Genomic DNA, 24,697 nt, shown 5'->3' with positions numbered 1-24,697 from the left:
GAATGGTGTTTTTGCTCAGGAGAACTATTGGGTATGACTGTCCATGATTTACTCACTCTAATTCTATTCCTCAGTCCCGGAATTCTCTTATCTGCCCTAGTGATGTTCACCTTTGCGGCGGGAGGTTAGATTTATAATTAGCAATTAATAATGATTAACTGGGGGTTGGTGGGTTCTACATCGCTCCCGCGTTTTTTTGAAATAAGATCACAAGGGTTTTGAGAATTAGCTTAATGTCATGCAGTAAACTCCAGTTTTCTTGATAGCGTAAATCCATCTGAATGACGGTTTCAAAGTCGCGAATGGACGATCTTCCATTCACCTGCCATTCTCCGGTCATACCCGGCTTAACATCGAGCCGTTGCCATTTGGGGATTTCATAGCGTTCAATTTCATCGGGAGTCGGGGGACGAGTGCCCACTAAACTCATTTCTCCTTTTAAGACATTCCAAAATTGGGGGAGTTCATCTAAACTGGTGCGGCGTAAGAATTTCCCCACACGGGTAACCCTCGGATCGTTCTTATTCTTAAAAAAAGCACCTTCTGCTTCATTTTTCACCTGATCCTTTAGGGCTTCAGCATTGGCGACCATGGAGCGAAACTTCCAAATTTTAAACCGTTTACCCATCCAGCCACAGCGAATTTGACCAAAGAAAATGGGGCCAGGATCGTCAATTTGGATCGCGATCGCAATGGGAATCAAGAGAATCGAGGTAATCCCCAAACCCACTAAGCTACCCATAATATCTAGCAACCGCTTCAGAGGAGATCGCACCGAAGGATGAATCTTTGGCGATACCTCATGACTATCCGTAGTTGGGGCTAATAGGGCATCCGTACCCCGATCAATCGTAAAGGCATCGGTGAGTCCAGTTAACTCAAACGCCATCTTCACTTGAGGATTAAGGCTCCAAATAATTAGCTCGATCTGTTGAGCGCGAGCCATTTTCAGACACCCGACTAAAGCACCAATGCCACTACTATCAATAAATGTGGTTTGTCCTAAATCTAAAATCACCTGAGTCAGACCCGATTGCCGATCGCAGAGCTGTTTAAAATATTCCTTAAATGCTACTGCTTGGTTAACCGTAAAATTTTTCGACACCTGAACCACACACTGAGTACCAAACGAAGTCATGGCAAACACAGGAGGATTAACTGGATTGTTCATAAACACCTCAAGGGGAGTCTATTTAAAGTTATAGCTTGCCCAAACTCAAGACCCGATCCCTCAGAAGACTGACTCAACGGCCCTTTTTGAGAGATCGTTTCACTGTCTCATTGGCAATTGTCATCAGAGTAGAATGAGAAATTCGGCGGGGAGAATGAATAAACCGCACCAGGTCTCCTGGAGACCAGGCAATGGGAACTCCTGCCAAAGCCAGATGACTGGCTAACTCAATTTGGCGATCGTCAGTATGCTCTTTATAGCATTGGCCGCGAGGAACCAAAATATAAGGCTTTGTCGTTTGATCTAATACCTTCAGTAAATGAGCGTCACACTGGCCAACGATCAGACGAGCATCATTACCCAACTGGATCAACTTTTTCTCTGGAATCTCAGCAAAACAGCCCTCACCCTCTGGCCAAACCGTACAACTACCATATTGTACAATCAGCTCTTCCTGGATAAATCCTCGTTGAACGAGAACCTCCAACCAACTCATTAAACGATTAAAGGGATAGGGTTCAGTACCAACTGTGGTTAGAATCATTCTCTTCAATGGCGATCGCTAGATATTATATAGATGCATTGATTCCCCTGCTCCCCTCAAAATAACCTGCTTTGACTCTGAGGACAATCCTACAGTGATTCAGGCAAGGGTATTAACCCTGAAAATGTCCAGGATTTCAGTACCCATTTAACTTCTGGGTTAATCCGGATAGAATAAGGTCAACCCGAATCCAGAATTATAGTATCCTATTCAACTAAATCCAATGGATTGGGATAAAAACGCCAACCTTCTGTCGATCACAACCCATGAGTCAAATTATTAAACACATTCAACCCTCTGGCATTTTAGACAGCACCAAAACTGCACAGTTTAGAGAAGAAGTCAATGTATTAGTACAATCCGGTGCTGACGTGATCCTGATTGACCTCAAAGATGTGACTTTTATTGATAGTTCTGGTCTAGGGGCCTTAGTCGCCGCCCTAAAAACCGTACGCTCTGCGGGGGGCAAACTCTTGATCTGCTCCATTAATGAACAAGTGAGAATGCTTTTTGAACTTACAAGTATGGATCGGGTATTTGATGTCTTGTCGAGCCGAGAGGAGTTTGAGCAGACCTGGAAGAGTGATTAATTATCCTCTCCCTTACCATGAAACTGAATCTGAAGTAAGGATAGATCGTCGTCCAAAATCGTGTTGGGATTCAAGGTATGAATGCAATGGAGTAAATGATCTAACAACTCAGCACAAAGATGTTGATGGGTTGCCAAAAACTCACTAAATGCCTCAAGTCCCCATAGTGTGCCATCGGTCTGATGAATTTCATAAACTCCATCACTAAACACATAGAGGGTACTTTGAGGTTCAACCTGACATTGACAGGATTTATACTCGACTCCTGGAAACATCCCAATGGGGAAACCGGGTGTTTTCAGATATTGAACCCGTATCTCTTCCTGAAAACCCGGAGACAAGAGGATAGCAGGAGGATGGCCGGAACTGGCATAGACCAGGGAATGTTCCTGGCGGTCATAAACCCCATACCAAATGGTAAAGTAGCGATCGCCTTGGGTTTCCATCTGGAAGGTCTCATTCAGACCCATTAGCACCTGATGGGGTTGCGAAAAATCAACCCCAGAGAGGGATTGAGAGCGCAATAAATTCAGGACAGAAACCGATAATAGAGCTGAACCCACTCCATGACCCGCCGCATCCACCACATAAATCACTAACTGATTTTCATTGAGCCAATAATAATCAAAACAGTCTCCTCCCAATTGACGGGAAGGAATAAACCTCGAATCAATGGACACCGATTCTTCTAAGGGGCCAGGCAGTAGAGACTTAACATAATCAGCCGCCTCCATTAACTCAGCTTCAAGTCTCTGTTTAGCAGTTTGTAAATCTTGACTGAGCTGGTGCAGTCGTAAACCCGCCCGCACCTTAGCCCGTAACTCATTGACTTCAATGGGTTTAGACAAAAAATCATCCGCCCCATTATCGAGTCCTTGTACCCGGTCTTCTACCCCCTCACGGGCCGTTAGCAAGACAAAAAACGTCGTCGCTAATTCGGGATTGGCCTTAATGCGGCGACAAACCTCCAATCCATCCATGCGAGGCATCATCCAATCGCACAAAATCAATCCAGGGCGCAGACTCGCTGCTTGCTCTAACCCCTCTTCACCATTGGTAGCAACCGTCACATCATACCCTTGGTTTTTCAGCGCTTTGGTTAACACTAACCGAAACAAAGGGTCATCCTCTATAATCAAAACCTTGTACATGATTAAAATGTCATCAGACTAGGAGCTGAAAAATCTGACAAAAGCGAGATCACTTTGATAGCCTATTTGATAGCTTATAAGCAGAAGCACCAGAGCAACAATTTCAGTAAGCAGCGTGACCCCCAATCTAGCGTCCGTTTCTATCTTACTGATTCTGAACCGACCTAAGTGGTGATTTCATCATAAACGTTGAGTTCACTTTTGGATGTTTGAATGCTTCACTTACCTCTGCTGATTGCCTGATTAAGGGTTACACCATTGAAATTGCCCCATAGAGCTTATCTGCAAGTTCATTCTGATGGCCAGGCTTTGACCGATGGCTTAGAGTGGTTTAAAAGTCTTAAGCCGCCCTCCCTCGCCATTCCTGAAGCGACCTGGATTGAGTGCCAAACTGCATTTTACGAAGGATTAACCAATGCTGTTCTCCATGCCCATCGCGATCTTCCCCAAAATACCCCCATTGATATAGAGGCGATCTTAGCGGATGATGCGGTCACTATGTCGATTTGGGATTATGGCCCAGGCTTTGATATCGACCAATGGCTCGGAACCCAACCTCGCCCAAATCCTGACCAGGAACATGGACGGGGTTGGTTTATGATGTCTGATATTGCTGATGACCTCAGCTATAGAGCCACGGAAGATGGGCGCAATTGTTTGAAGCTGATCAAGCACTATTAGAGGGTCAGAGCTTTGCTCAAAGTTCGTCTCCAAAACACCAAACCATTAGGGAAAGGGTGGCAGTCAACAGTAGCCAAGGGGGAACTGAGAAGCTTTTCAAGAGGCTAATGGGTTCTAAAGCCAGGAGTTCACTGCCTAGATATCCAGCGATTAAGATGAGAATCATGATGATGATGGGCATGGCTGTAATCGGGTATTTGAGGAAAGGATGACTCAATTTCACCTTAATTTAACTCCAATTCCTTGGGTAAACTGGCCACTAGACGCTAAGATCTAGATTGATCAGTTTGATGAAGCTTTGGATACTTTCAATCGTGCTAAGTAATCTTGTTGCCGACTTCCGTATCATCTTCGATCGCGACCCGGCTGCCCGCAATGGGCTGGAAGTCCTGTTTTGCTACCCTGGACTACAAGCGCTGCTGTTTTATCGCTTTGCCCATTGGCTCCATCTCCTGGGTCTGCCGTTTATTCCCCGGCTGATTTCCCATCTGGCTCGTTGGTTTACGGGGATTGAAATTCACCCCGGAGCAACCATTGGTAAAGGAGTCTTTATTGACCATGGTATGGGGGTGGTGATTGGGGAAACGGCGATCGTTGGAGACTATAGCCTCATTTATCAAGGGGTAACTCTGGGGGGAACGGGTAAGGAAAGTGGTAAACGCCATCCTACCCTGGGGGAAAATGTGGTGGTGGGTGCGGGAGCTAAGGTTCTCGGTAATCTGCTCATTGGTAATAATGTCCGCATTGGTGCGGGATCGGTGGTGTTGCGGGATGTGCCTTCGGATTGTACGGTGGTGGGCATTCCAGGACGGATTGTTTATCGTTCTGGGGTTCGAGTCGATCCCCTAGAGCATGGACGACTGCCGGATGCGGAAGCGGATATGATTCGCACTTTGGTAGACCGGATTGAGCAGTTGGAAGAACAGGTACGCTCCCTTCAGGAAGGTCGGGAGGTTCCCCAGGAGAGTCAATCCCTGACGAGTGTCTGTTGGAGTTCCTGGGAAGAGTCTGTTTTGCAGGGAGAAGTTCTAGAAGTGTCATCCTATCGCTCAAAGCACAATAGTTGTGCTTTGAAGGATCGAGCGATTGAAGAGTTTTTAGATGGATCGGGGATTTAAGTCATAAGTAATAGGCGATCGCCTTTAAGGATTGAGCGATCGCTGGCTCAACATGACTATCGGGTTCTAGCTGATAGTGGGTTTAATCTTCTCTTGACATTTCGCTACGGGTAAACGAGATTTCATGGCGAATGTCAAGATTTGATAAGCTTGCCAATGGTCTTTAATTAAGGTTTTGGCTTGCAGTTTGGCCCATTGTCGCTTAGGGGTGAAATCAACGCCTTCAGGGGAATAGAGCTTGAGGAGGGTGTTGAAATTCCGGAGATCGTCGGCTCCCCCTTCGGCAGACCCATAAACCAATTCTTCGGCAACAACACCTGCCATCCACAGGACACAATAGCGGTCGATCCATTGCTGGGTGAGGGTAGGAGATTTAAGGAGTTCAGTTATGATCGGTTCATCAAAGCTTACGCCCGCTTGTCCCTTTTGTCCTGCTTTCAGGGCTTCCCAGGGGTTGAGGGTGTAGCCGGTAATGGGAATATCGAGAAGAGTGGCGACTAGAAAATGACCGGCTTCATGGTGTAGGAGGCGATCGCGGTATTCAGAGGATAGACTAGCGATTAAGCCTAATACTAAATTACTGCCTTGGCCTTGCCATTGCAGGCTATCGATCGCCATAAATCCCAAAATGCTAAAGGCGGTGATCGCCGGAATTGCTGGATTTAAGTGGATTACGGGCCCTAAGAGACTAGAGAGAGTCAGGGTAAAAACGGCGATCGCGATCGTATTTAAGCTGAGTTGATTCATTGCCCTGATGATTCCCCAGTCTTGGACTGCTCTCGCGCCTTATAAAATGTCTCCAGACTATGGCGATCGCCCACAAAGCGCCAGTGCCAGGGTTCATAATTAATCCCTTGGGGATTATTCCGGGGAAAGGATAGCTCGAAATTATAATAAGCCGCATTTTCTTCTAACCACTTAAAGGCAGCCGTATTTTCAAACTCTGGAGAGAGATCCACAGCAGGAACATAACCATCCCCAATATCCACTGCATAGCCCGTATGATGCTCGCTATATCCGGGAGGAGCGCTCACTTCTGCCCGTTTAGTCGCCACTTGTCCCCGTTGAGCTTTGACATCAAAAAACAAATACTCTTGATCCTGTAAGCCGCGAAAGGCTGACAGGGGAACCAAGATCACCCCGTCTCGCTGGGCAGCATTCATCATTTGTTGAAATTTAACAGCCGCCATTCTCCGTAATTGTAACTTCCCATCAGCAGTAATTGGGATCAAATCCTCTACCGGTGCTTCTTCATAAGCAAAATGGCCCAGTAAATCCCCAGTGCTATCAGTTTCTAGGTTTTTGTCCCCAGAAATTCCAGTTGCTCTAGACTCTCTGCTTTCTTCCGTTGGGGATGGAGCGATGACGGGTTCTGAGGCGATGTTGGGGGTGAGGGAGTTACTTCTGAAAATGACGATACCGAGGACAAGGATCGCGGCGATCGCCCCCCCTCCCCATCCGATCCACACTCCCCGCTCAGAACTTGATGAGGCTGACTCTTGGACTTCAGCAACCGGTATCGGGGTATCCCGTAGGGCTTCTGGGATATCATCAGTAATCACTTCTTCCTCATGGGAGGTGAAAAAATGGGGTAGATTTTCCGTCATCGGCGACTTACTCCAACAGGCAATTATTCTCTTTCACCTTACCAAAGATTAGGGGTTTAGATCCCCATCTGGATAATTAATGCAAAAAATTACACAGATGAATTAAGCATTTGGAGGATGATTTTGAGGGTTTCAGAGCGATCTAAATCACTTAAGGGGAGCGATATCAATCACGTACAAAAGAGAAAATATCGTTGATAGTGAATACTATTAGGACTCGTGTATGGACTTATTATGTTACTGGAACACCAAATTCTACCTGGAGCGATCTCAGAAATTCTAGTTTCTGCACGAGAAACCGGAGTTTTAACTCTCGCCGATCGCTATGGTCTCATGGCTGCTACTTTGGATGAAAACTTAACCGAGGAAGACCGGCGATCGATCAATCGGTTATTGCGATCGGTGATCAAAGGGAAAGTTAAGATGAGTGATGAACTTTCTGCCGTTTATTATCCTCCTTGTCCAGCTCTGTTCCATCGGACAAGTTCTGTTTATGGATCGGTACAATCTTCCGTAGCTTGAGAATTAAGTTCAGTTGCTTTTTCTGCTGCTAATTTAGGTTGAATATAGAGATTTTCTAGTAGAGTTGCTGCTCCGGCTACCCAAGGGGGCACAATTAAGGCTCCGATAATTCCTAGAACTTGAGTTCCTCCGAGAACAGCTAAGAGCTGATAGAGGGGATGAACACCAACGGATGAACCGACGAGGAAGGGATCGAGGATGTAGGTTTCGACATTTTGAATCACTACAAAAAATAATAATACCCACAAAAATGTCCAGCCTCCGGAGGCGATCGCCACCACTAAAGCTGGAATTGCACCTAAAACCGGGCCGATAAAGGGGATCAGGTTGGTGACTCCGGCGATCGCCCCTAAACCGAGGGAAAATTCCCGCAGTCCGAGAATACCTAAGCCTACGGTTGTGACAATTCCGAGGATAAATGAGACCAGCAAACGTCCGCGAATATAGCTCCCCATTCGGTAGCCAATGGTGGGGATTTGGGCGGCAATTTTGCTCTCCCAAGGTTCGGGGAGTAGGCGCACCAAACTGTTAATTAAGGTTTGGCTATCGGCCACCATATAACCCGATATAAATAGGGATAAAACGAGGCTAAATACTCCGCCAATAATGCCCCGCGTAATGCTATAGGATCGCAGCACTAATTGTTGACTAGAGCGGATCAGCCAACTGGTAATCTGTTGTAGATCCACAAAGTTAAAGAGTTCTGGAGGCGTATTCGTCCAATTGTCGAGTAAATTTTCGGCTAATTGTAATAAGACTTCAGCATAGGAGGGCAATTTTTGGATCAGGCGCTCGATTTGTTGAACGACGGTAGGGCCGATTAATAAACCGAGACCCGTTAATCCTGAAAGCAGAGTTAGATAGACTAAAATTACCCCTAGCCATCGGGGAATACGCAAGCGTTCTGCTGCATCCACTAAGGGGGAAATAGATGCGGCTAGAACAATAGAAATCATTAACAACAGCACCAGTCCCCGTAATTGCCAAAATAGGACAATTAACAGCACCGAAAGCAAGGTTAACAGGAACGTGGATAGGGAAAAAGTAATCCGTTGTTCGCGCATGTTTTTAATTTTTAATGGATATTACGATGCCATTGGGTAAGGCCACCGGGTTGATCGATGAGGGTAATACCTTGGTTTTGTAAGTCGTCGCGAATGCGATCGGCTTCGGCAAAGTTTTTGGCTTTTCGCGCAGCTTGACGAGCGGCGATCGCCTCCTCTATCTCCTCATCCCTCAGTTGCGATCCTGGAGAGTCTGGTTCTGTCTCGGTTTCTACTTCTAACCCCAACACTTGCGACAAGGTAACCAAGGTATACCATTGTCGATATAACTGCTCTGGATCGACTGCCGTTTTACCTTCATGAATCAAGCGATTCTGTTCACGGTTTAACCCTTTGGCTAATTCAAATAATACGGCTAATCCGCCTGATGTATTCAGGTCATCATCCATGGCACGATTGAAATTTGCCACACTTTCGGGATTGAGATCCTCAGATTTCGCCTGCTGTACGTCCCATCCCCAGGTTTGACCCTGTTTGTAGCCAAAGGATAACCCCTCCTTGAGGGTATTCCAAGCTCGTTGTGCCGAGGCGATCGCCTCTGGGGTAAAATCGATCGGTTTACGATATTGGGCCTGAAGCACAAACAACCGCAGCGCCATCGGTTCCGGGCCATCTTCCGAGTCCAACAAATCCCGAATCGTCGTAAAATTGCCCAAAGACTTGGACATTTTTTCCCCATTCACGGTCACAAAGCCATTATGTAACCAATAGTTCGCCAAGGGTTGACCGGTAGCTGCTTCCGACTGCGCTACCTCATTCTCATGGTGGGGAAACACCAAATCTGCCCCCCCACAGTGAATATCAATGGTCTCTCCCAAACAGTCGCGCACCATGGCCGAGCATTCAATATGCCATCCGGGGCGGCCTTTTCCCCAGGGAGACTCCCAACTCGGTTCATCAGGTTTTGCGCCTTTCCACAGGGCAAAATCAAAGGGGTCTTTTTTCTTCGACTCTTCCGCGCTTTCTGCTACTCTCCCCGATGCTCCCGCTTGCATTTCGTCAAACTTGCGCCCGGAGAGCTTGCCATAGTCCTTAAACTGACGCACTTGGTAATAGACATCACCTTCGGAAGCATAGGCATAGCCTTTGGTTTCCAACTCATGAATCAGGCGTAAAATGCCATTGAGGGTATGGGTTGCCCTCGGATATTCATCGGCTTCTAGGACATTTAACCGCGCCATATCTTCAAAGTAGGTTTGGGTATATTTTTCGGCTACTGCTTCCATGGTTGACCCGGTTTCCCTAGCGCGGTTGAGGATTTTATCATCAATATCAGTAAAATTCTGCACATAGCGCACCTGATAGCCTTGCCATTGCAGATAGCGCCGCAGGGTATCCCAAGCAATATAAGACCGCGCATGACCGAGATGACAGTAGTCATAAACGGTGACTCCGCAACAGTAAATCCGGACTTTCCCCGGTTCCAGGGACTCGAAGGGTTGTTTACTGCGGGTGAGGGTATTGGTCAACGTTAGGGTCATGGGGCGATAGCACAGAGTTCAATGGATCAGCCCTTATCATACCAAATTGAGTAATGGGTAATGGGTAATAAATTAGTCAATCGCAGAGAAAACAATCAAGGGGTCGTTGGTGGAATCGCTTGAACATAGGGATAGTTGAGTATTTTCTGATCGACGGTCACAATAGACGCATGGGATAATCTGGCTGTGGCAACAATGATTCTATCTGCTGGATCTTTGTGAAAATCACCAGGTAAGGTTTGAGCCTCAATTGCTATAGCTGGTGTAATTGATATCAGCATTACGCATTCTTGCCCTAGGGCGATCTCGAACCATTGAGCGATCGGTATGGGCAGAATCATTCGGCCCGCACTGACTAATCTGGCTATCTCAATTAAACTGATTGTACAAACGCCTAATCCATTACTTCTTTGCTGTTCGATACATTCACGGTGATAGGAATTTAATTGAGGATCATTTTGTATCCACCAAACTAAAATATGAGTGTCCAAAATAATCATAAAATGCCTTGATCTTCATTTTCCATATTCCAGTCTTCTGAGGGGATGGCAGGTTCTTCTGGATCGGCATAGTAGGCATAGGGTTGTTCTGGAATTAAGGGTAAGTGATTGTTCTGAATAGAAGATGAAGATATGGGGTTCTTTTTGAAAATAATCGAATCTTCTGTTATCACTACCAAGTATTGTTCGCCGTTAGCAAATTTTTCTCGAATCTCTGGAGGGAGTTCTAAGTTACCTTCTGGGGTGAGAGCGATCGTAATTGTGTTTTCCATCTTGGCTTAATTTTCAGGTTTTCTAATTCTATCCTATCTGTATTGAGCTGGCCTGTCAATATTGTAACGTATCAATTGTATCTTGCTTTCTCCTTGACCGATCGCCCAGATCGACTCGATTCATCAGGCGATCGCCTAATTCCCGATTTATGGGTAATAATAAGAAAATTGAGAATTGTTTTCATAGTACCCTTATGACCTCAGCAGTAACCTCTAACCCATCTGAACAACAAGACACCGCTTCAGCTCCTTTACCGGTAACCATCATCACGGGATTCCTGGGAAGCGGGAAAACGACCCTACTCAATCATATTCTTAGTAACCAACAGGGGATAAAAACGGCTGTCCTGGTGAATGAATTTGGCGAAATAGGCATTGATAATGAACTGATTATTTCCACTGATGAGGATATGGTGGAATTGAGTAATGGCTGTATTTGTTGCACGATTAATAATGAATTAGCGGATGCAGTTTATCGCGTCCTCGAACGCCAACAAAATCTAGATTATTTGGTGGTCGAAACCACAGGAATTGCTGACCCCCTTCCCGTTGCGCTAACGTTTTTAGGTACGGAATTGCGCGAGCTGACCCGTCTTGATTCGATTGTGACGCTGGTAGATTCGGAGAATTTTAGCTTAGATTTGTTTAATTCAGAAGCCGCCTATAGTCAGATTGCCTATGGGGATATTATTCTGTTGAATAAGACCGATTTAGTTGATGAAGCAGATGTGGATAGTTTGGAGGTGAAAATCCGCGATATTAAGGCGGATGCTCGGATTTTAAGAACGGTGAAAAGTCAGGTTTCGTTGCCGTTAATTTTGAGTGTGGGTTTGTTTGAGTCGGATAAATATCTTGAGCAAGAGGAGGATCGCGATCATGACGATCATCACGATCATCACCATGAACATCACCACGATCACGATCATGAACATCACCACGATCACGATCATCACCATCACCATCATTCTAACCACTTGGAAAACGATGGGTTTATGTCAATTTCATTTCAGAGCGATCGCCCCTTCTCCATTAAGAAGTTTCAAAAGTTTCTCGATCACCAGTTATCCCCGAATATCTTTCGTGCTAAGGGAATTCTCTGGTTTGATGAAAGTCCCATGTGCCATATCTTTCACTTGAGTGGTAAACGGTTTACCCTCGACGATCAAGAATGGAAGGGAGAACCGAAAAACCAACTGGTGTTAATTGGTCAAGATTTGGATCGAGAAACGCTGCTTTCTCAGTTAAATAATTGTCTCACCCTACCCTCTACCCATCGCGGTAAAGGGTTTGGGGGGTAAGTAGTCCTGGGGGTGCGCTATTAATGCACCCTAGTGCCTTGACACAGCTAAAATGAGGCATTAGTGTAGGGTGGGTTAGGCGGCTAAAACCTAGACTGTGACAGCAATCTATCAATCCGCCGTAACCCACCATTTTAGGGTTGTCACGGCACTAGTAAGGAATAAGCGAGCAAGATGCTCGCACTCCTAAAGTAAGGGATAAAGTGAGGGAAAAGCGATTACCTATTACCTATTACCCATTACCAGCGCGTAGCGCTTTAAGCACTTTTGAGGGTGGAGTAGAGGGAATTTAAAGATTGCCAGAAGTTGAGAATCTGCCGCTTCACAGGTTGGGGATGGGTATGATGGAAAAAATAACGTCCATGGGGACATTCCCAACAGCAATCGCCCTCTTTTAACCAAGGTTTCCATCCCTCAAATAAGCTCGGATCGACAACTAGATCCTGTTTTCCTCGACTGACGAATAGGGGAGGATCGAGTTCACTGGGCAGAATTGGAGCGCGTCGATAGAGGGAATGGGGGGAGAGGGAAGTTTTTAAGTCTTTTTCTAAGATTCTGACTAATTCTTCAATCACGGGTGGAGAGTGAACCCCAAAGAGATTGTAGGCAGTTTGGGTTAGGATGCGATCGCGGGAACAGGGCAATAAACCCAATTGTACATAGTAATGAGCTTGCCAATCGATCGCCGGATATACCCCCACAGAAAGCAAAGTGAGCGATCGCACGCTTTGGGGATAGCGGCGAGTATACAATAAAGCTAACAAGCCTCCCGTACCATGACCGAGTAAGTGTAAGGGGCGATCGTACTGCTGAATATGATGATGAAGCAATCCTAACCCCTGATTTAAGCAAGTTCCCTCATCTTCCGTCTGCTCATATTGCCATTCTGCTAGGGGGACATGGGCAGATAATAGCCTCAGCAGGGGACGATGGAACCGTCGAAAACTGGGATTGACATTAATCCACAAAACATCAGGTAATTTAGCCATGAATCACTCCTAGAAGAAAAATAACGAAAAATAAAGGTAAGCTTAAACAGGATTGGGGGTTTAAACTTACCTACTCAAAGAAAACAGAAATAAACAGAAAAAGAGGAGAGAATTAAAACAACTTGCTGACCCAAAAGAGTCTGATTATCCTTCCACGGCGTTGAGGGCTTGTTCTACGCGACGGAAATCAAACCCCATTGCCCGTAGAGCGTGCCACAGATGGCCTTGCAGGAAGAAGAAGGCGAGGAAGAAGTGGGCATTGGCTAACCAACACCGGGAGCTATGAGTGCCTCCAGGTAAATCAACGGTATCGGCAAAATAGGGGACAATTCCCAATTTCACTTCTAAAACCGGGCCATAAAACTCGATGGGATAGGCTAGGGTGTTGACTGCACAAAAGTAAGCGGCAACAAAACCCGCGAGGGCAATACCACCCAGGGAATAGGAGAGAATGGCTTCACCGGAAAAGGTTAAGACTTTCTTGGCCCAGTTCATGGGAGGGACAAGAATGTGCCAAATTCCACCACCAATGAGCAAGATGCCCACATAGATATGACCGCCTACTAAATCTTCTAAGCTGCTAATGCTGGCAAAGTGGGTTTGATACCCATAGATGATTAAGGGGTCAAGGGTGGGGTTGCTAATGATGCGGACGGTTTCCGTGGTACTATCGTAAAGCCCACCCCAGTACATGGCTTTGCCGACGAGCAAGAAGGCTCCCAGACCCAGAAATAAGAGATGATGCCCTAGGATGATGCCTAATTGTTTGGGGTTTTCCCAATCAAAGTGAAAATTTTTCGCAAAACCTTGAGCGGTTTTGAGATCTTCTGGGGCTTTGAAGGTGTGGAATAAGGCTCCAGCTCCTAGTACAGCCGAAGAAATGAGGTGAAGCATTCCAATGACGAAGTAGGGATAGGTGTCGATGATTTGACCGCCTTCGCCAATTCCCCATCCTAGGGTGGCTAGGTGGGGAAGGAGGATGAGTCCTTGTTCACCCATGGATTGATTGGGATCGAATCCCGAAATTTCAAATAGGGTAAAGGCTCCTGTCCAGAAGGTGATTAGGGCGGATTGCCCCACATGGGCGGCGATAAATAGCCCGGAAAGGTTGGCAAATCGTGCATTGCCTGCCCACCAGTCATAGGTGACTTGGGGCTTGTCGTAGGTTTGCATAGGATCGTTAACTGAGTTAGAGCGGAGTAGTTGTTGAGAATCTCTCTCAACAGTTACTTATTCAAACTCAGTTCAGAATAATTGTCAATTATAAAAAAGTAAAGTTTTGTAAAGATTACGATTTTGGGGAAGGAAAACTAACAAAACCATTGATTTAAGTGGCTTTTGTGGATCGCAGGTCAAGTATTTGAGGCTCTCTGGGGTTGATAATTGAGAAAGCTATTTAGAATAACTATCAATAAGAGGGAGGGTCTGGAGATGTGCTAGATTAGAGGGATAAGGGCGATCCTGGCTTTGAGGCGATCGCCCCCTTGAAGCATCTGCCATACCTCTATGCGCGTCCTAATTCAACGAGTGACTGCATCTTCCGTATCCGTGAATGGCCAGATTATCGGTAAAATTGGCCGAGGATTAAACTTGCTCGTGGGAATTACAGATACCGATACGGAGAAAGAGCTAGAATGGATGGCGAAAAAATGTCTGGAATTGCGAATCTTTCCCGATCCAGAAGGTAGCGATCGCCGTTGGCAAAAATCCGTACAAGAGATCGATGGTGAGCTGCTGGTGGTGAGTCAATTTACCCTGTATGGCAATTGTCGTAAAGGTCGTCGCCCTTCCTTCGATCGCTCTGCTGCTCCCGAACAAGCTAGAGCGCTTTACGATCGGTTTGTGACTCTTTTAAAAGAAAGTGGTTTAAAGGTAGAAACAGGCGAATTTGGGGCAATGATGGAGGTTAAAATTGAGAATGATGGCCCGGTGACCTTGCTTTTAGAGTAAGGCTTAATTGGATGAATATCCCATGAAAGGATTTACTAAGAGCTAGGGAACACTAGGGCTAGTACAATGCCCAATAATGAGGAAATGAAGATGAAATTTGCTTATTTGAAACCCTGGTTAATTCTGTCGAGTATCCTATTTTTAGTGTTTGTGTTGCTTGGCGATCGCTTTCTTCCAGAACCCTTGGGCCCTGCAAGCGCCCAAACCCGCGTCACCTTGAACGAGTTTTTAGTGGGCTTAATTCCCAAGTGGGAACGCAAAACCAACCCCTATGAACGCACGGAGGAGGCCCTTGAACAAGAACAAGGTGGGGGTCAAACTCCAGCGAAAAAATAGTCTGCTGGATCGGATTTAACTGGATTTAACTATTGTGCAAACTATTGTGCAAATTTGAAGCTATAAATTTTCTGGGTTTCCAGATGCTCAAATAGGGAAGAAGGGACAGAGGTTTGGGGATCGCAGGGTTGTCTTTGTAACTTCAATTGCAGCCCATCCAGGGGGTCAGATCCATCGCTGATGAGAAATTCGAGGCGCTGAACGGGTGACCAACCGACGAGCAAATCTAACCAGGAGGCGATCGCCTGGGAATAGGGATGTTCAGGGTCGTGATACCATTCCATCGGATCGCTATAGGGCTGATCGAAGCCTAAATGAACGATTAAAGAAGGATGGGCAAAAAGGGCGATCGCCACCGGTCGGGTTTCTTCCTGAAGGAGTAAATCTTTCTCAGCAGACCAATAGCGCAGTTTCTCCAACCATTCATAGCGTTGAGTAACAGAAGGATGGGGGTCTTTCCACTCTAGAGCAACCGTAACTAAATAAGTTTGTAGCAACCAATGGCCTAGTTTTTGAGCTTTCGTCGCTAAATAGGCCGAATTATAATCTGTGGCTTCAATGAGCAGGGGAACGCGATCGACCATCTCCAAACCATAGCCTTTTAGTCCGGCAATTTTGCGAGGATTATTAGTAATTAAGCGAAATTTTTTCACCCCTAAATCATTCAAAATTTGCGCCCCGACCCCATAGTTGCGTAAATCAGCCGGAAAGCCTAATTTTTCATTCGCTTCTACCGTATCCAAACCTTGATCTTGGAGCATATAAGCTTTTAGTTTATTCACCAAGCCAATACCTCGCCCTTCCTGACGCAAATAGACGACCACCCCTGCTCCCGAATGGTCAATCATTTTCAGGGCTGTTTGTAGTTGCATCCGACAATCACAGCGCAGGGAGCCTAATGCATCTCCCGTTAAGCATTCCGAATGCATCCGCACGGTGACCACTTGTTCAGCAAATTTACTCGGATCTCCTTTAACTATGGCGATATGTTCTGAATCATCTAAGGTGTTGCGATAGGCGTAGATTTTAAACTCGCCAAATTGGGTGGGAAGACTCGCTAGAGCTTCTTGTTTGACAAATCGTTCATGCTGCAAACGATAGGCTATTAAATCGGCAATACTAATAATTTTCAGTTGATGATATTGGGCATAGCGGATCAGTTGGGGGAGTCGGGCCATGGAGCCATTGGGGTTTTGAATTTCACAGATAATTCCGGCTGGATATAAACCCGCTAACCGGGCTAAATCGACACTGGCTTCCGTATGACCGGCTCGTTTTAAGACTCCTCCTTCCCGCGATCGCAGGGGGAAAATATGCCCCGGTCTGCGTAAGTCGTGGGGGCGAGTGTGGGGATTAATGGCGACTTGAATGGTGCGGGCCCGGTCTTCGGCAGAAATGCCGGTACTGACTCCGAGTTCAGGGGAAGCATCGATACTGACGGTAAAAGCGGTTTGGTTTTTATCGGTGTTGTGGGTGACCATGAGGGGGAGGTCGAGTTGATCGAGGCGATCGCCCATCATTGCCAAACAGATTAAACCCCGTGCATAAACCGCCATAAAGTTAATCATATCGGGAGTCGCGAACTGTGCAGCGCCAACGAGATCGCCTTCATTTTCCCGATTTTCATCATCGACGACAACCACCATCCGGCCGAGTTTGAGGTCGGAGATCGCGCTTTCAATGGAATCAAACTGAAAGGAAGGAGAGGAAGTCACAGTGAGAGAGTGGTGATCGGTTAGGTGTTGTTATTGTACCCCGAATGGGAAAGGAAGAGATGGGGGTAGGGGGATGAGGGGCAGCCGTTTATAACTCATTTTTAATATTTTTAATTTTTAATTTTAAGTTGATAGAGCAAATCATGCTTATTATAGAGTCACATCTGTTGAGGAAAATGCGATGGATAGAGTTAGCATCAATTGCCTAGATCATCTTCGCCAGGGAGCGATCGCCGCTTTATTGGGAACCGCAGCGACTACAGCCAGTATGCTCTGTTTCGCTCCCACTGCCCAAGCTGCTGATACAATCATTTTCAAATATAAATCTGAGGAAGTGACCCTAGGGGTGCGCGAACTGAGAGATTTTGCCCGCAATGGTACAATTCCCTCTGATTTACAGCGCTTCTTAGACAATACGGATCAAGTGCCCTCGGAAGTTCAAGAGATCCTGAATTTATCGATTCGAGTCAACCCCGACTTTTTCCGAAACCTGGTCAATACCTCTACAGGGGAGTTTGTCGTCCTGAAATTGGATCAGGCGATCGCCTCATCCGCGAGTAGCCAGGATTTAGAAGCGGTCAAAAATACCCTCCTAGAAGCTGTGGAAGAAGATGGCGAACTGTCGCTCATTAGCTTGCTCGAACGCTATCCGATCCAAACGATTACCGTAGATGTCACCAGTTTAGAGCCAATTTATTTACAAGCTAAGGCGCTGGTCGAACGGATTATTCCTGCCTTAGAAGTAGCCAAACGCTTCCTGCAAGATATCGTCTGTGAATGCGAACCCTCCAGCAGTTTGCCCAGCACTGATGGACTCTCAGCCTCTGCTCCTGCCAGCAATACCTGCAAACCCAGCAGCTATACAGCAGAAGTGACGGAAAATGGAATCGTCATTAAAGATACAACTGACAACTCCATTGTATTAGAGTCAGTTAGCTTCACTAACCTTTCTCGTCTCAGCGCCACCGTTGAGTAAATCCGGTTGATTACTTTTGAGACTCAATGCTTATGTCTACAGTTATACAGTCCATTCAACACCAGATTTCTCAGTGGATGGTTCGCACTTGTCCCCTGCTATGCGCGGGTGCTGCGAGTCTGTGTTTAGCGAGTTCGGCAGCTCTGGGTGCGGAACGGGTGGTGTTTAAGTATGGCCCCGTTTCTCGTTCGGTTCCTGTATCTGATTTAGCCGAATTCGTGGAAACCGGAGAGCAATCGCCGATTATTCGGTTTATTCTGAATGCGGCTAATGCCGATCCGGAACAGATGCGCCAGTTGTTAACCTATCAAGTGGGATTAAACTTGTTATTTGTGGATCGGGTGTTCTACTCGCTACCGGGAGAGTATGTGTTGTTTGAATTAGGCTATCTGTTTAGTACCAAGTCCGGAAATGCCAATATTCAAGCCCTGCGCTCTGCGGTTACCCTATCTGCAAGTGATGATGGCCAAATTTCTCTGTTAGAGTTTTTGCAGAAGTACCCCACGGAAGGACTCTATGTCGATGGACAGCGCGTGCAACGAGTGGCGAATGAGGCGATCGCCTTTGTCGATCGCGTTGGGGTACAGTTAGAGTTGCCGATCGCCATTGTCAAGGATTTTCTCAGTAGCATTGTCTGCGACTGCGAAGAAGTGGAAAGTCCTTAAACTCCCGTTTCCCCCTTTTTGGGGGATGGGGAGTCAATTAAAAATTAAAAATTAAAAATGAAAGTGTAGGGTGGGCAGGAAGAGAAAGGAAAATCTGTATACCCACCCTACAATCTGATTACTCATTACTGATTACTGATTACTCATGACTTTAAGCCTGTGCATTATTGTTAAAAATGAAGAGCAAAATCTGCCCGCTTGTTTGAAAAGTGTGAAAGATGTGGTCGATCAAATAGTGGTTTTAGATACTGGATCGAGCGATCGCACGGTGGAAATCGCCAAACAATGGGTAGCACAGGTAGAATATTTTGAATGGTGTAATGATTTTGCGATCGCCCGTAATGAGTCCCTCAAATATGCACAGGGAGACTGGATTTTAGTCTTAGATGCCGATGAACAGTTGAATCCCAGCGCTATTAATCCCCTGAAACAGGCGATAACATCCGAAGAGCATTTAGTCATTAACTTAATTCGTCACGAAATTGGGGCTACCCAATCCCCCTATTCCCTCGTGTCTCGACTGTTTCGCAATCATCCCCAAGTGCAATTTACCCGTCCCTATCATGCCATTGTGGATGATTCCGTCGAAGCTTTATTACAGCATGAACCCCATTGGAAAATTGCTAGTTTACCGGTGATCGCGATCGATCATTATGGCTATCAACCGAGTATTATCGCGGCTCAAAATAAGGCAGAGCGGGCGAAATTAGCTATGGAAGGCTATTTAAAAGATCATCCTGGAGACCCCTACACTTGCAGCAAATTAGGAGCGCTATACAGCCAAATGGGAGAGGTCAAACGGGGAATTGAGATCCTAGAAAGTGTCCTTTCCCAGGAAATGAGCGATTTAGTCCGGTTTGAACTGTATTACCATTTGGCCTTGGCCTACAGTCGCCTGCAAAAGTTCGCCAAGGCGATCAAATATTATAAAGAGGCGATCGCCATAGAGATTTTGCTGCCTTTGAAATTGGGGGCTTATAATAACCTGGGGAACTTACTACAAGCTCAAGGCAACCTGGGGGATGCCCTGTTAATGTATCAGAAAACGATCGAGATTGACCCCACCTTTGCGGTAGGTTACTTTAACCGAGGCATGGCATTTAAGACTCTGGGGAAACTCGATAGTGCGATCGCCGCTTATCGTAAAGCCATACAATACAATCCTCAATATGCCCAAGCCTATCAAAACCTAGGGGTTGCCTATCTCAAAGGGGGCAATGTTCCCGAAAGTCTCAAGGCATTTAAAGAGGCGATCGCCCTTTACAAAGGTATTAACCCTAAAGAAGGCGAACGACTACAGCAAGAACTCGCCACCATGGGATTTACCGAACTTTAACGTCAATTTCATCCAAAATCAAGATCCTGGAGGGGTTAACGGCCGTTGACCCCTACAATTCTGACTACAATAAAGAGAAGTGACTGAACCTGTGCGAAGGAGGATAGATTATGACTCAAAGTACGGAAAAAATCATCTTACCCCCTCCTTTCCCTGACCATACGCAATTGCCAGAGGAGGATGGTACATTTGTGAAGAATTTTCAGGAGCATCCCCAAAGTATTCTACTGACAGATTCCATCGGCCCGATTTTAGAACAACGGCATCCAGATGGGCAATATGCGATCGGTCAAGATAGCGGCATCTATTGGCGCGAAACCCATCCACCCCAAGACGGTGCAGAAGCGCCAGATTGGTTTTATGTCCCCAATGTCCCCCCAGATATCGATGGACAATATCGCCGTTCTTACGTTCTGTGGCGGGAATTTATTGCCCCATTAATTGCTTTAGAATTGGCTAGTGGAAACGGGAATGAGGAGAGAGACACAACGGCATTATCACCCCAGAATTTAGAGGAAGGAAAACGACCGGGGAAATTTTGGGTATACGAGAATATTATTCGGATTCCTTACTATGGAATTTATGTCATTCAAACTGGAGAACTAGAGGTATATAACCTCATTAATGGCTCTTATCAACGGATGAGTCCCAATCAGCGCGGACATTATCTCATCGAGCCATTGGGCGTAGAATTAGGCCTATGGCGAGGAAACTATCAGAATCAACACCAACTGTGGTTGAGATGGTGGGATAGCGAAGGTAATTTGTTGCTGACAGGATGGGAGAAAAGCGCCCTGGATCGGGTGCGTACTGAACAAGCAGAGTCTCGCGCTGAGGCAGAACGGGAACGGGCCCAACAAGCAGAATCTCGCGCTGAGGCAGAACGGGAACGGGCCCAACAAGCAGAGTCTCGCGCTCAGGAAGCTGAATCTCGTGCCCAACAAGCAGAACTTGCCCAACAGGCAGCAATTTCCCGTTTGTTAGCCATGGGACTCAGTGCAGAACAAGTGGCTGAGGCACTTAATTTAACCGTAGAACAAGTCAACTCAGTGCCTAATTAAGATCCTGTAGGGGTTAACGGCCGTTGACCCCTTAGCTTCTGGATCTCCAAGGTATTCCTCTATATGATACCCTTATTCCTACAGAAGATTGAGGAATAAGCCCAATGTTCAAACGCCTAGCGATCGCCACTCTGATGGCATTAACCTTGATATTGACCAGTTGTGTTTCTGCTACCAGTGGACTGCAACAGTATGTCAATGCCACAAAAGGATATGAGTTTTTATACCCCAATGGTTGGGTTCCGGTGAAAGTCAGTGGGGGGCCCGATGTGGTCTTTCACGATTTAGTAGAGAGAACGGAAAATTTATCCGTCGTGATTAACCCAGTGAACGCAGACAAAGGATTAAGCGATCTGGGAACAGCAACAGAAGTGGGATATCAACTCTCAAAAACGGCGATCGCCCCGGAAAATAGCGGACGCAGTGCAGAATTGGTGAATGCAGGCTCTAAAACCCTTGGTGATAAGCTCTATTACTTGTTGGAGTACGAGGTCAATATTCCTGACCAACCCCTGCGCCATAATCTTACCAGTGTGGCAGTCAGTCGCGGAAAATTGCTCACGTTTAGTTTATCGACAACGGAAAAACGCTGGCAAAAACTGCATACTCTCTTTGAACAAGTCGTTCAATCCTTTAATGTTTATTAGATGATGACCATTCCTCCCTTGGTTTTGGCTTCTGCTTCCCCAGCCCGGTTGCGCTTACTCCAACAAGCAGGAATCTTTCCCCAAGTTCATCCGAGCCATTTTGATGAATCTCAAGTGCAAAGCTCAGACCCAGAAACTTTGGTGAAAACCTTGGCCCAACGCAAGGCAGAAACGATCGCCCCGGAGTATGAAAAATGCGATCGCCTGCCCCTGATTTTAGGGTGTGATTCCATACTGGCGATCAACCATCAAATTTATGGTAAACCTGCCAGTGCAGCCGAAGCCATGAGCCGTTGGCAGGAAATGCGCGGTCAAAAAGGGGCTTTATATACGGGTTATGCCCTGTTAGATTTACAGCAAAAAGAGTCTGTAATCACCGCAGAAGTAACCCAGGTCTATTTTGCCCGTGTGAGCGATCGCGCCTTAAGAGCCTATATTGCCACTAAAGAACCCCTCAACTGTGCCGGAGCCTTCGCCATAGAAGGCAAAGGGGGAATATTTATCGAGCGCATCGAAGGCTGTCATATGAATGTCATTGGCCTGAGCTTACCTTGTCTGCGATCCATGGTAGAACAATTGGGGTACGATATCACTCAATGGTGGGAGCCATCCAGCCATTAAACCCCTAATCTTATAAGATTGCTACACTAAAACAAGAACCAGCAATCGACAATCATCGGCAAACGTTGGGGAGAAATATGGCTAATGAGAAAGCCTCGCATAAATTACTCCAGTTTCCTAAAAACGTAACTTGGGAAACGGATTTAGCACGTCTATGTGGAGAAGATGAGTTATTTCGCGATCGCTATCAAATGTACAAACTCCTGGGACGCGGCGGCTTTGGAGTCACCTTTCTAGCCAAAGATTTAGGTACACCCCAACAACCCTGGTGTGTCATTAAACAACTTTGCCCTAAAGTCAAACATACCAAAGGACTCGAACGAGCCCGTCGCTGCTTTCGTCGAGAAGCCAGAATTCTCAGTCAGTTAGGCAACCATCCCCAAATTCCCCAAATGTTCGATTATTTTGAGGAAGATGGGGAATTTTATCTCGTTCAAGAATACATTCAAGGGCGAACCCTTTCCCGTGAAATTCGACATCGCGGCCAATATTCTGAAAGCCTAGTTAAATCATTTCTGCTGGAAATTTTACCCCTATTAAAATTCATTCATGAGCAAGGGGTGATCCATCGCGATATTAAACCCCCCAATATTATTCGCCGACATAGTAGATCCCAGTCCTCTACAGGAGAATTAGTGTTAATTGATTTTGGCGCAGTCAAACACTTAATCCAAGAAACTGAATCGGATCATACCATTACAGCGACTGCTTCTACTGCTTTTGTGGGAACTTTTGGCTTTTCTCCCCCCGAACAATTAGCCCTACGCCCCACCTTTGCCAGCGATCTTTATGCCCTAGGCATTACTTGTATTTATATGTTAACCGGTCAATTTTCCTCCGATGATGACCTCCCCCATTTTCGCCCTAAACAATGGTGGCGCAATAATGTAGAAGTCAGCGATCGATTTGCTGATGTTCTCGATAAAATGTTGGCGGTGGATCTCAAGGAACGATATAGTTCAGCTCAGGAAGTGCTAACCGCTCTAGATCTTGCACCTCATCTGGAGAGTTTAAATGAGTGTCTCACCCATCAACCCCAACCAAAAGAACCCGAACCCCAGGAATATGTATCTCCAGCCCAGCGTCGCGCTCAAGAAATCCGAGCGCGTATGGAACGACTGCAAAAGCGGCAAAAGTTGGGCACTCGTAACTTTCCCCAGCATTGGTAGCTGAAACGCTTTGATTGGGTTAAGATGCATCTATTTTTTATAATTTTTGATTACATCTGCCTGAATCGATTGCACAAACTCCACATATTGAGGATATTCTTTCTGCCATCGATCCCTATCTTGGCGATTTTTGGCCAAAATTCGATCTAGGTTATTACGGGTTAAGAGAACTCCAAAATCTGGGGGAACCTCTTCTTCTTGATAACCCAAAACGCGATTGAGAACCCAATCGCCAACGGGCTTAGTATAATGGGAATCATCTACATAATAATTCATCTTTTCGCTTAATTGCTCTCGATTAACAAAGTTATAATTGGAGAAATCCCAAACCGATCCCATTAACTCCACGATTTGACGCTTCCACTCTTCAAAAACAGACCATTTTCCACTGGCATAAATGGACTGTAATCGAATGACATGAGAGGGGGAAATAAATACAATTAACTCCACTTTATTCTGTTGACAAAGATTGACAATTGTCTTGAAATCTTCCATATACTTTGCGGATAGCTGGTAATTTTGATGCTCTATAAAAAAGAGTTTAGTTGACCCCTGAAAGCGAATCTCCGTATTGCCATCATGAATTTTAAAGTAAGGTAAAAATCCCTTGTATGCCGAAATTTGCTCGGATTTAAAAGTATCAAAATTAGCCTGAATGGTTTCCTGGCTACTGGTTAAGGTGTCTAAGGAGAAGGTGGTATTGATGGCATCTTGCCCAGAAATCCGCTTTTTTTCTAAACGGTATTCGGCAAAACCAGGCTGATTTTTAATATGCCGATCGAAAGTAAAAAAATCAAGTCCTAAAATGACGCGCTTAAGCCGAGGATTATTGACTAAAGTATGCTCAAGATACCGTCGCATTTCATAGATATTAGCCCCATTGAGACCTAAGTTATAAACGGGAGGGAAAGCATCTAGAGCGGGATGATCGGGATCTAAGCCTCGTTTGACCCTAGATGAACCGAGTAAAATGGTATTGGGTTGAAGATGAATGATGTCTATGGCTTTATAGAGTCTGTCATTATCTTCTTTCTTGGGTTTGTAATCATTGAGTTTCCGGAGGATGAAAAATTCATTATAAATTCCATAGGGATCGATAAGAAGATTAAAACCGCCGATAATTAATAAAGGCAAGATAATCCAAAAAGCAAATAAAAGTTCAAAGGCGATCCATTGATTTTGGCGATTTCGACATTTTTGATATTTTTTAGATGACATACGTTCTCTAAATAT

At 45.8% G+C, this 24,697-nt stretch carries 27 protein-coding genes and 1 pseudogene; 14 read left to right on the top strand and 14 right to left on the bottom strand.

The window, feature by feature from the left end; genetic code table 11:
- Positions 1–175 precede the first annotated feature (175 nt).
- Complete coding sequence (locus AC3FZD_RS06170) at positions 176–1,171, bottom strand: anti-sigma factor antagonist (RefSeq protein ID WP_488739287.1); 996 nt, start codon at positions 1,169–1,171, stop codon at positions 176–178.
- A 73-nt stretch (positions 1,172–1,244) separates the two neighbouring features.
- Positions 1,245–1,715, bottom strand: a complete 471-nt coding sequence (locus AC3FZD_RS06165; RefSeq protein ID WP_488739286.1) for a glycosyltransferase — start codon at positions 1,713–1,715, stop codon at positions 1,245–1,247.
- A 266-nt stretch (positions 1,716–1,981) separates the two neighbouring features.
- Between AC3FZD_RS06165 and AC3FZD_RS06160 the strand changes: the two genes are divergently transcribed.
- Complete coding sequence (locus AC3FZD_RS06160) at positions 1,982–2,305, top strand: STAS domain-containing protein (protein WP_488739285.1); 324 nt, start codon at positions 1,982–1,984, stop codon at positions 2,303–2,305.
- Here AC3FZD_RS06160 and AC3FZD_RS06155 read toward each other — a convergent pair.
- Positions 2,302–3,456, bottom strand: a complete 1,155-nt coding sequence (locus tag AC3FZD_RS06155) for a PP2C family protein-serine/threonine phosphatase (protein WP_488739284.1) — start codon at positions 3,454–3,456, stop codon at positions 2,302–2,304. The genes AC3FZD_RS06160 and AC3FZD_RS06155 overlap by 4 nt on opposite strands.
- Before the next feature lie 258 nt (positions 3,457–3,714).
- Between AC3FZD_RS06155 and AC3FZD_RS06150 the strand changes: the two genes are divergently transcribed.
- Positions 3,715–4,137 (top strand): ATP-binding protein, encoded by a 423-nt coding sequence (locus AC3FZD_RS06150; RefSeq protein ID WP_488739283.1) that lies wholly within the window; start codon positions 3,715–3,717, stop codon positions 4,135–4,137.
- A gap of 16 nt (positions 4,138–4,153) precedes the next feature.
- Here the strand turns inward: AC3FZD_RS06150 and AC3FZD_RS06145 are convergent, their stop codons facing one another.
- Positions 4,154–4,360, bottom strand: a complete 207-nt coding sequence (locus AC3FZD_RS06145; protein ID WP_488739282.1) for a hypothetical protein — start codon at positions 4,358–4,360, stop codon at positions 4,154–4,156.
- A 91-nt stretch (positions 4,361–4,451) separates the two neighbouring features.
- Here AC3FZD_RS06145 and cysE point away from each other — a divergent pair, with 91 nt between their 5' ends.
- Positions 4,452–5,255, top strand: a complete 804-nt coding sequence (cysE, locus tag AC3FZD_RS06140) for a serine O-acetyltransferase (RefSeq protein ID WP_488739281.1) — start codon at positions 4,452–4,454, stop codon at positions 5,253–5,255.
- Positions 5,256–5,321: 66 nt separating this feature from the next.
- Here cysE and AC3FZD_RS06135 read toward each other — a convergent pair whose 3' ends face one another.
- Positions 5,322–6,002 (bottom strand): M41 family metallopeptidase, encoded by a 681-nt coding sequence (locus tag AC3FZD_RS06135; RefSeq protein WP_488739280.1) that lies wholly within the window; start codon positions 6,000–6,002, stop codon positions 5,322–5,324.
- Complete coding sequence (locus tag AC3FZD_RS06130; protein WP_488739279.1) at positions 5,999–6,862, bottom strand: M15 family metallopeptidase; 864 nt, start codon at positions 6,860–6,862, stop codon at positions 5,999–6,001. The genes AC3FZD_RS06135 and AC3FZD_RS06130 overlap by 4 nt, the downstream gene beginning before the upstream one ends.
- Positions 6,863–7,096: 234 nt before the next feature.
- On the opposite strand from AC3FZD_RS06130, the pseudogene AC3FZD_RS06125 reads away from it, so the two are divergent.
- Positions 7,097–7,312, top strand: a pseudogene (locus AC3FZD_RS06125) (hypothetical protein); the annotation flags it as partial.
- A gap of 41 nt (positions 7,313–7,353) precedes the next feature.
- Here the strand turns inward: AC3FZD_RS06125 and AC3FZD_RS06120 are convergent.
- The 4 genes from AC3FZD_RS06120 to AC3FZD_RS06105 all read right to left on the bottom strand — a co-directional run bounded on the left by AC3FZD_RS06120 (position 7,354) and on the right by AC3FZD_RS06105 (position 10,701).
- Positions 7,354–8,448: an AI-2E family transporter gene (locus tag AC3FZD_RS06120; RefSeq protein ID WP_488739278.1), complete on the bottom strand. Its 1,095-nt coding sequence runs from the start codon at positions 8,446–8,448 to the stop codon at positions 7,354–7,356.
- An 11-nt stretch (positions 8,449–8,459) separates the two neighbouring features.
- On the bottom strand, positions 8,460–9,929 hold the full coding sequence (gene cysS, locus AC3FZD_RS06115; RefSeq protein WP_488739277.1) for a cysteine--tRNA ligase: 1,470 nt from the start codon (positions 9,927–9,929) through the stop codon (positions 8,460–8,462).
- A 95-nt stretch (positions 9,930–10,024) separates the two neighbouring features.
- Positions 10,025–10,429: a type II toxin-antitoxin system VapC family toxin gene (locus AC3FZD_RS06110; RefSeq protein ID WP_488739276.1), complete on the bottom strand. Its 405-nt coding sequence runs from the start codon at positions 10,427–10,429 to the stop codon at positions 10,025–10,027.
- The gene (locus tag AC3FZD_RS06105; RefSeq protein WP_488739275.1) at positions 10,426–10,701 is read right to left on the bottom strand and encodes a hypothetical protein; all 276 of its coding nucleotides are present in this window, start codon (positions 10,699–10,701) and stop codon (positions 10,426–10,428) included. Before AC3FZD_RS06105 ends, AC3FZD_RS06110 begins: the two co-directional genes overlap by 4 nt.
- Positions 10,702–10,895: 194 nt before the next feature.
- Here AC3FZD_RS06105 and AC3FZD_RS06100 point away from each other — a divergent pair, with 194 nt between their 5' ends.
- Positions 10,896–11,999 carry a CobW family GTP-binding protein gene (locus tag AC3FZD_RS06100; RefSeq protein ID WP_488739274.1) on the top strand — a complete coding sequence of 368 codons (1,104 nt, stop codon included), beginning with the start codon at positions 10,896–10,898 and terminating at the stop codon, positions 11,997–11,999.
- 257 nt (positions 12,000–12,256) lie between these two features.
- On the opposite strand, the gene AC3FZD_RS06095 is transcribed toward AC3FZD_RS06100, so the two are convergent.
- Positions 12,257–12,988, bottom strand: a complete 732-nt coding sequence (locus tag AC3FZD_RS06095; protein ID WP_488739273.1) for an alpha/beta fold hydrolase — start codon at positions 12,986–12,988, stop codon at positions 12,257–12,259.
- 144 nt (positions 12,989–13,132) lie between these two features.
- Positions 13,133–14,161, bottom strand: a complete 1,029-nt coding sequence (locus tag AC3FZD_RS06090) for a chlorophyll a/b binding light-harvesting protein (protein WP_488739272.1) — start codon at positions 14,159–14,161, stop codon at positions 13,133–13,135.
- A 333-nt stretch (positions 14,162–14,494) separates the two neighbouring features.
- Here AC3FZD_RS06090 and dtd point away from each other — a divergent pair, with 333 nt between their 5' ends.
- Complete coding sequence (gene dtd / locus AC3FZD_RS06085) at positions 14,495–14,938, top strand: D-aminoacyl-tRNA deacylase (protein ID WP_488739271.1); 444 nt, start codon at positions 14,495–14,497, stop codon at positions 14,936–14,938.
- A gap of 90 nt (positions 14,939–15,028) precedes the next feature.
- Entirely contained in the window at positions 15,029–15,274 is a 246-nt protein-coding gene (locus tag AC3FZD_RS06080) for a hypothetical protein (protein WP_488739270.1), read from the top strand.
- Positions 15,275–15,315: 41 nt separating this feature from the next.
- On the opposite strand, the gene ribBA is transcribed toward AC3FZD_RS06080, so the two are convergent.
- Positions 15,316–16,989 carry a bifunctional 3,4-dihydroxy-2-butanone-4-phosphate synthase/GTP cyclohydrolase II gene (gene ribBA / locus AC3FZD_RS06075; protein ID WP_488739269.1) on the bottom strand — a complete coding sequence of 558 codons (1,674 nt, stop codon included), beginning with the start codon at positions 16,987–16,989 and terminating at the stop codon, positions 15,316–15,318.
- Positions 16,990–17,170: 181 nt separating this feature from the next.
- Between ribBA and AC3FZD_RS06070 the strand changes: the two genes are divergently transcribed.
- From AC3FZD_RS06070 to AC3FZD_RS06040, 7 genes are all read left to right on the top strand, one after another.
- Positions 17,171–17,965 (top strand): alpha/beta hydrolase, encoded by a 795-nt coding sequence (locus AC3FZD_RS06070; RefSeq protein WP_488739268.1) that lies wholly within the window; start codon positions 17,171–17,173, stop codon positions 17,963–17,965.
- A gap of 32 nt (positions 17,966–17,997) precedes the next feature.
- Positions 17,998–18,630 (top strand): alpha/beta hydrolase, encoded by a 633-nt coding sequence (locus AC3FZD_RS06065; protein WP_488739267.1) that lies wholly within the window; start codon positions 17,998–18,000, stop codon positions 18,628–18,630.
- Between the two features lie 145 nt (positions 18,631–18,775).
- Positions 18,776–19,966, top strand: a complete 1,191-nt coding sequence (locus AC3FZD_RS06060) for a tetratricopeptide repeat protein (RefSeq protein ID WP_488739266.1) — start codon at positions 18,776–18,778, stop codon at positions 19,964–19,966.
- 110 nt (positions 19,967–20,076) lie between these two features.
- Positions 20,077–21,027 (top strand): Uma2 family endonuclease, encoded by a 951-nt coding sequence (locus tag AC3FZD_RS06055; protein WP_488739265.1) that lies wholly within the window; start codon positions 20,077–20,079, stop codon positions 21,025–21,027.
- 104 nt (positions 21,028–21,131) lie between these two features.
- Positions 21,132–21,674, top strand: coding sequence for a photosystem II reaction center PsbP (gene psbP / locus AC3FZD_RS06050; protein ID WP_488739264.1), 543 nt, complete (start codon positions 21,132–21,134; stop codon positions 21,672–21,674).
- 3 nt (positions 21,675–21,677) lie between these two features.
- Complete coding sequence (locus AC3FZD_RS06045) at positions 21,678–22,295, top strand: Maf family protein (RefSeq protein WP_488740279.1); 618 nt, start codon at positions 21,678–21,680, stop codon at positions 22,293–22,295.
- 77 nt (positions 22,296–22,372) lie between these two features.
- Positions 22,373–23,464: a protein kinase domain-containing protein gene (locus tag AC3FZD_RS06040; protein WP_488739263.1), complete on the top strand. Its 1,092-nt coding sequence runs from the start codon at positions 22,373–22,375 to the stop codon at positions 23,462–23,464.
- Positions 23,465–23,494: 30 nt separating this feature from the next.
- On the opposite strand, the gene AC3FZD_RS06035 is transcribed toward AC3FZD_RS06040, so the two are convergent.
- On the bottom strand, positions 23,495–24,682 hold the full coding sequence (locus tag AC3FZD_RS06035; RefSeq protein ID WP_488739262.1) for a hypothetical protein: 1,188 nt from the start codon (positions 24,680–24,682) through the stop codon (positions 23,495–23,497).
- Between the last annotated feature and the right edge of the window lie 15 nt (positions 24,683–24,697).

The sequence above is a fragment of the Roseofilum sp. KMC-1 genome, assembly GCF_057802075.1.
This window is presented reverse-complemented; position numbering and strand designations above follow the sequence as displayed.

Bases quoted from the DNA above. Each gene is read 5' to 3' on its own strand.
- AC3FZD_RS06110 (WP_488739276.1), bottom strand. From the start codon at position 10,429: ATGATTATTTTGGACACTCATATTTTAGTTTGGTGGATACAAAATGAT.
- AC3FZD_RS06065 (WP_488739267.1), top strand. From the start codon at position 17,998: ATGTCTACAGTTATACAGTCCATTCAACACCAGATTTCTCAGTGGATG.
- AC3FZD_RS06060 (WP_488739266.1), top strand. From the start codon at position 18,776: ATGACTTTAAGCCTGTGCATTATTGTTAAAAATGAAGAGCAAAATCTG.
- AC3FZD_RS06135 (WP_488739280.1), bottom strand. From the start codon at position 6,002: ATGAATCAACTCAGCTTAAATACGATCGCGATCGCCGTTTTTACCCTG.
- AC3FZD_RS06080 (WP_488739270.1), top strand. From the start codon at position 15,029: ATGAAATTTGCTTATTTGAAACCCTGGTTAATTCTGTCGAGTATCCTA.
- AC3FZD_RS06155 (WP_488739284.1), bottom strand. From the start codon at position 3,456: ATGTACAAGGTTTTGATTATAGAGGATGACCCTTTGTTTCGGTTAGTG.
- AC3FZD_RS06090 (WP_488739272.1), bottom strand. From the start codon at position 14,161: ATGCAAACCTACGACAAGCCCCAAGTCACCTATGACTGGTGGGCAGGC.
- AC3FZD_RS06160 (WP_488739285.1), top strand. From the start codon at position 1,982: ATGAGTCAAATTATTAAACACATTCAACCCTCTGGCATTTTAGACAGC.
- psbP (WP_488739264.1), top strand. From the start codon at position 21,132: ATGTTCAAACGCCTAGCGATCGCCACTCTGATGGCATTAACCTTGATA.
- AC3FZD_RS06120 (WP_488739278.1), bottom strand. From the start codon at position 8,448: ATGCGCGAACAACGGATTACTTTTTCCCTATCCACGTTCCTGTTAACC.
- AC3FZD_RS06105 (WP_488739275.1), bottom strand. From the start codon at position 10,701: ATGGAAAACACAATTACGATCGCTCTCACCCCAGAAGGTAACTTAGAA.
- AC3FZD_RS06095 (WP_488739273.1), bottom strand. From the start codon at position 12,988: ATGGCTAAATTACCTGATGTTTTGTGGATTAATGTCAATCCCAGTTTT.
- AC3FZD_RS06170 (WP_488739287.1), bottom strand. From the start codon at position 1,171: ATGAACAATCCAGTTAATCCTCCTGTGTTTGCCATGACTTCGTTTGGT.
- AC3FZD_RS06040 (WP_488739263.1), top strand. From the start codon at position 22,373: ATGGCTAATGAGAAAGCCTCGCATAAATTACTCCAGTTTCCTAAAAAC.
- AC3FZD_RS06130 (WP_488739279.1), bottom strand. From the start codon at position 6,862: ATGACGGAAAATCTACCCCATTTTTTCACCTCCCATGAGGAAGAAGTG.
- AC3FZD_RS06070 (WP_488739268.1), top strand. From the start codon at position 17,171: ATGGATAGAGTTAGCATCAATTGCCTAGATCATCTTCGCCAGGGAGCG.
- AC3FZD_RS06055 (WP_488739265.1), top strand. From the start codon at position 20,077: ATGACTCAAAGTACGGAAAAAATCATCTTACCCCCTCCTTTCCCTGAC.
- AC3FZD_RS06165 (WP_488739286.1), bottom strand. From the start codon at position 1,715: ATGATTCTAACCACAGTTGGTACTGAACCCTATCCCTTTAATCGTTTA.
- AC3FZD_RS06100 (WP_488739274.1), top strand. From the start codon at position 10,896: ATGACCTCAGCAGTAACCTCTAACCCATCTGAACAACAAGACACCGCT.
- AC3FZD_RS06045 (WP_488740279.1), top strand. From the start codon at position 21,678: ATGACCATTCCTCCCTTGGTTTTGGCTTCTGCTTCCCCAGCCCGGTTG.
- cysS (WP_488739277.1), bottom strand. From the start codon at position 9,929: ATGACCCTAACGTTGACCAATACCCTCACCCGCAGTAAACAACCCTTC.
- AC3FZD_RS06035 (WP_488739262.1), bottom strand. From the start codon at position 24,682: ATGTCATCTAAAAAATATCAAAAATGTCGAAATCGCCAAAATCAATGG.
- dtd (WP_488739271.1), top strand. From the start codon at position 14,495: ATGCGCGTCCTAATTCAACGAGTGACTGCATCTTCCGTATCCGTGAAT.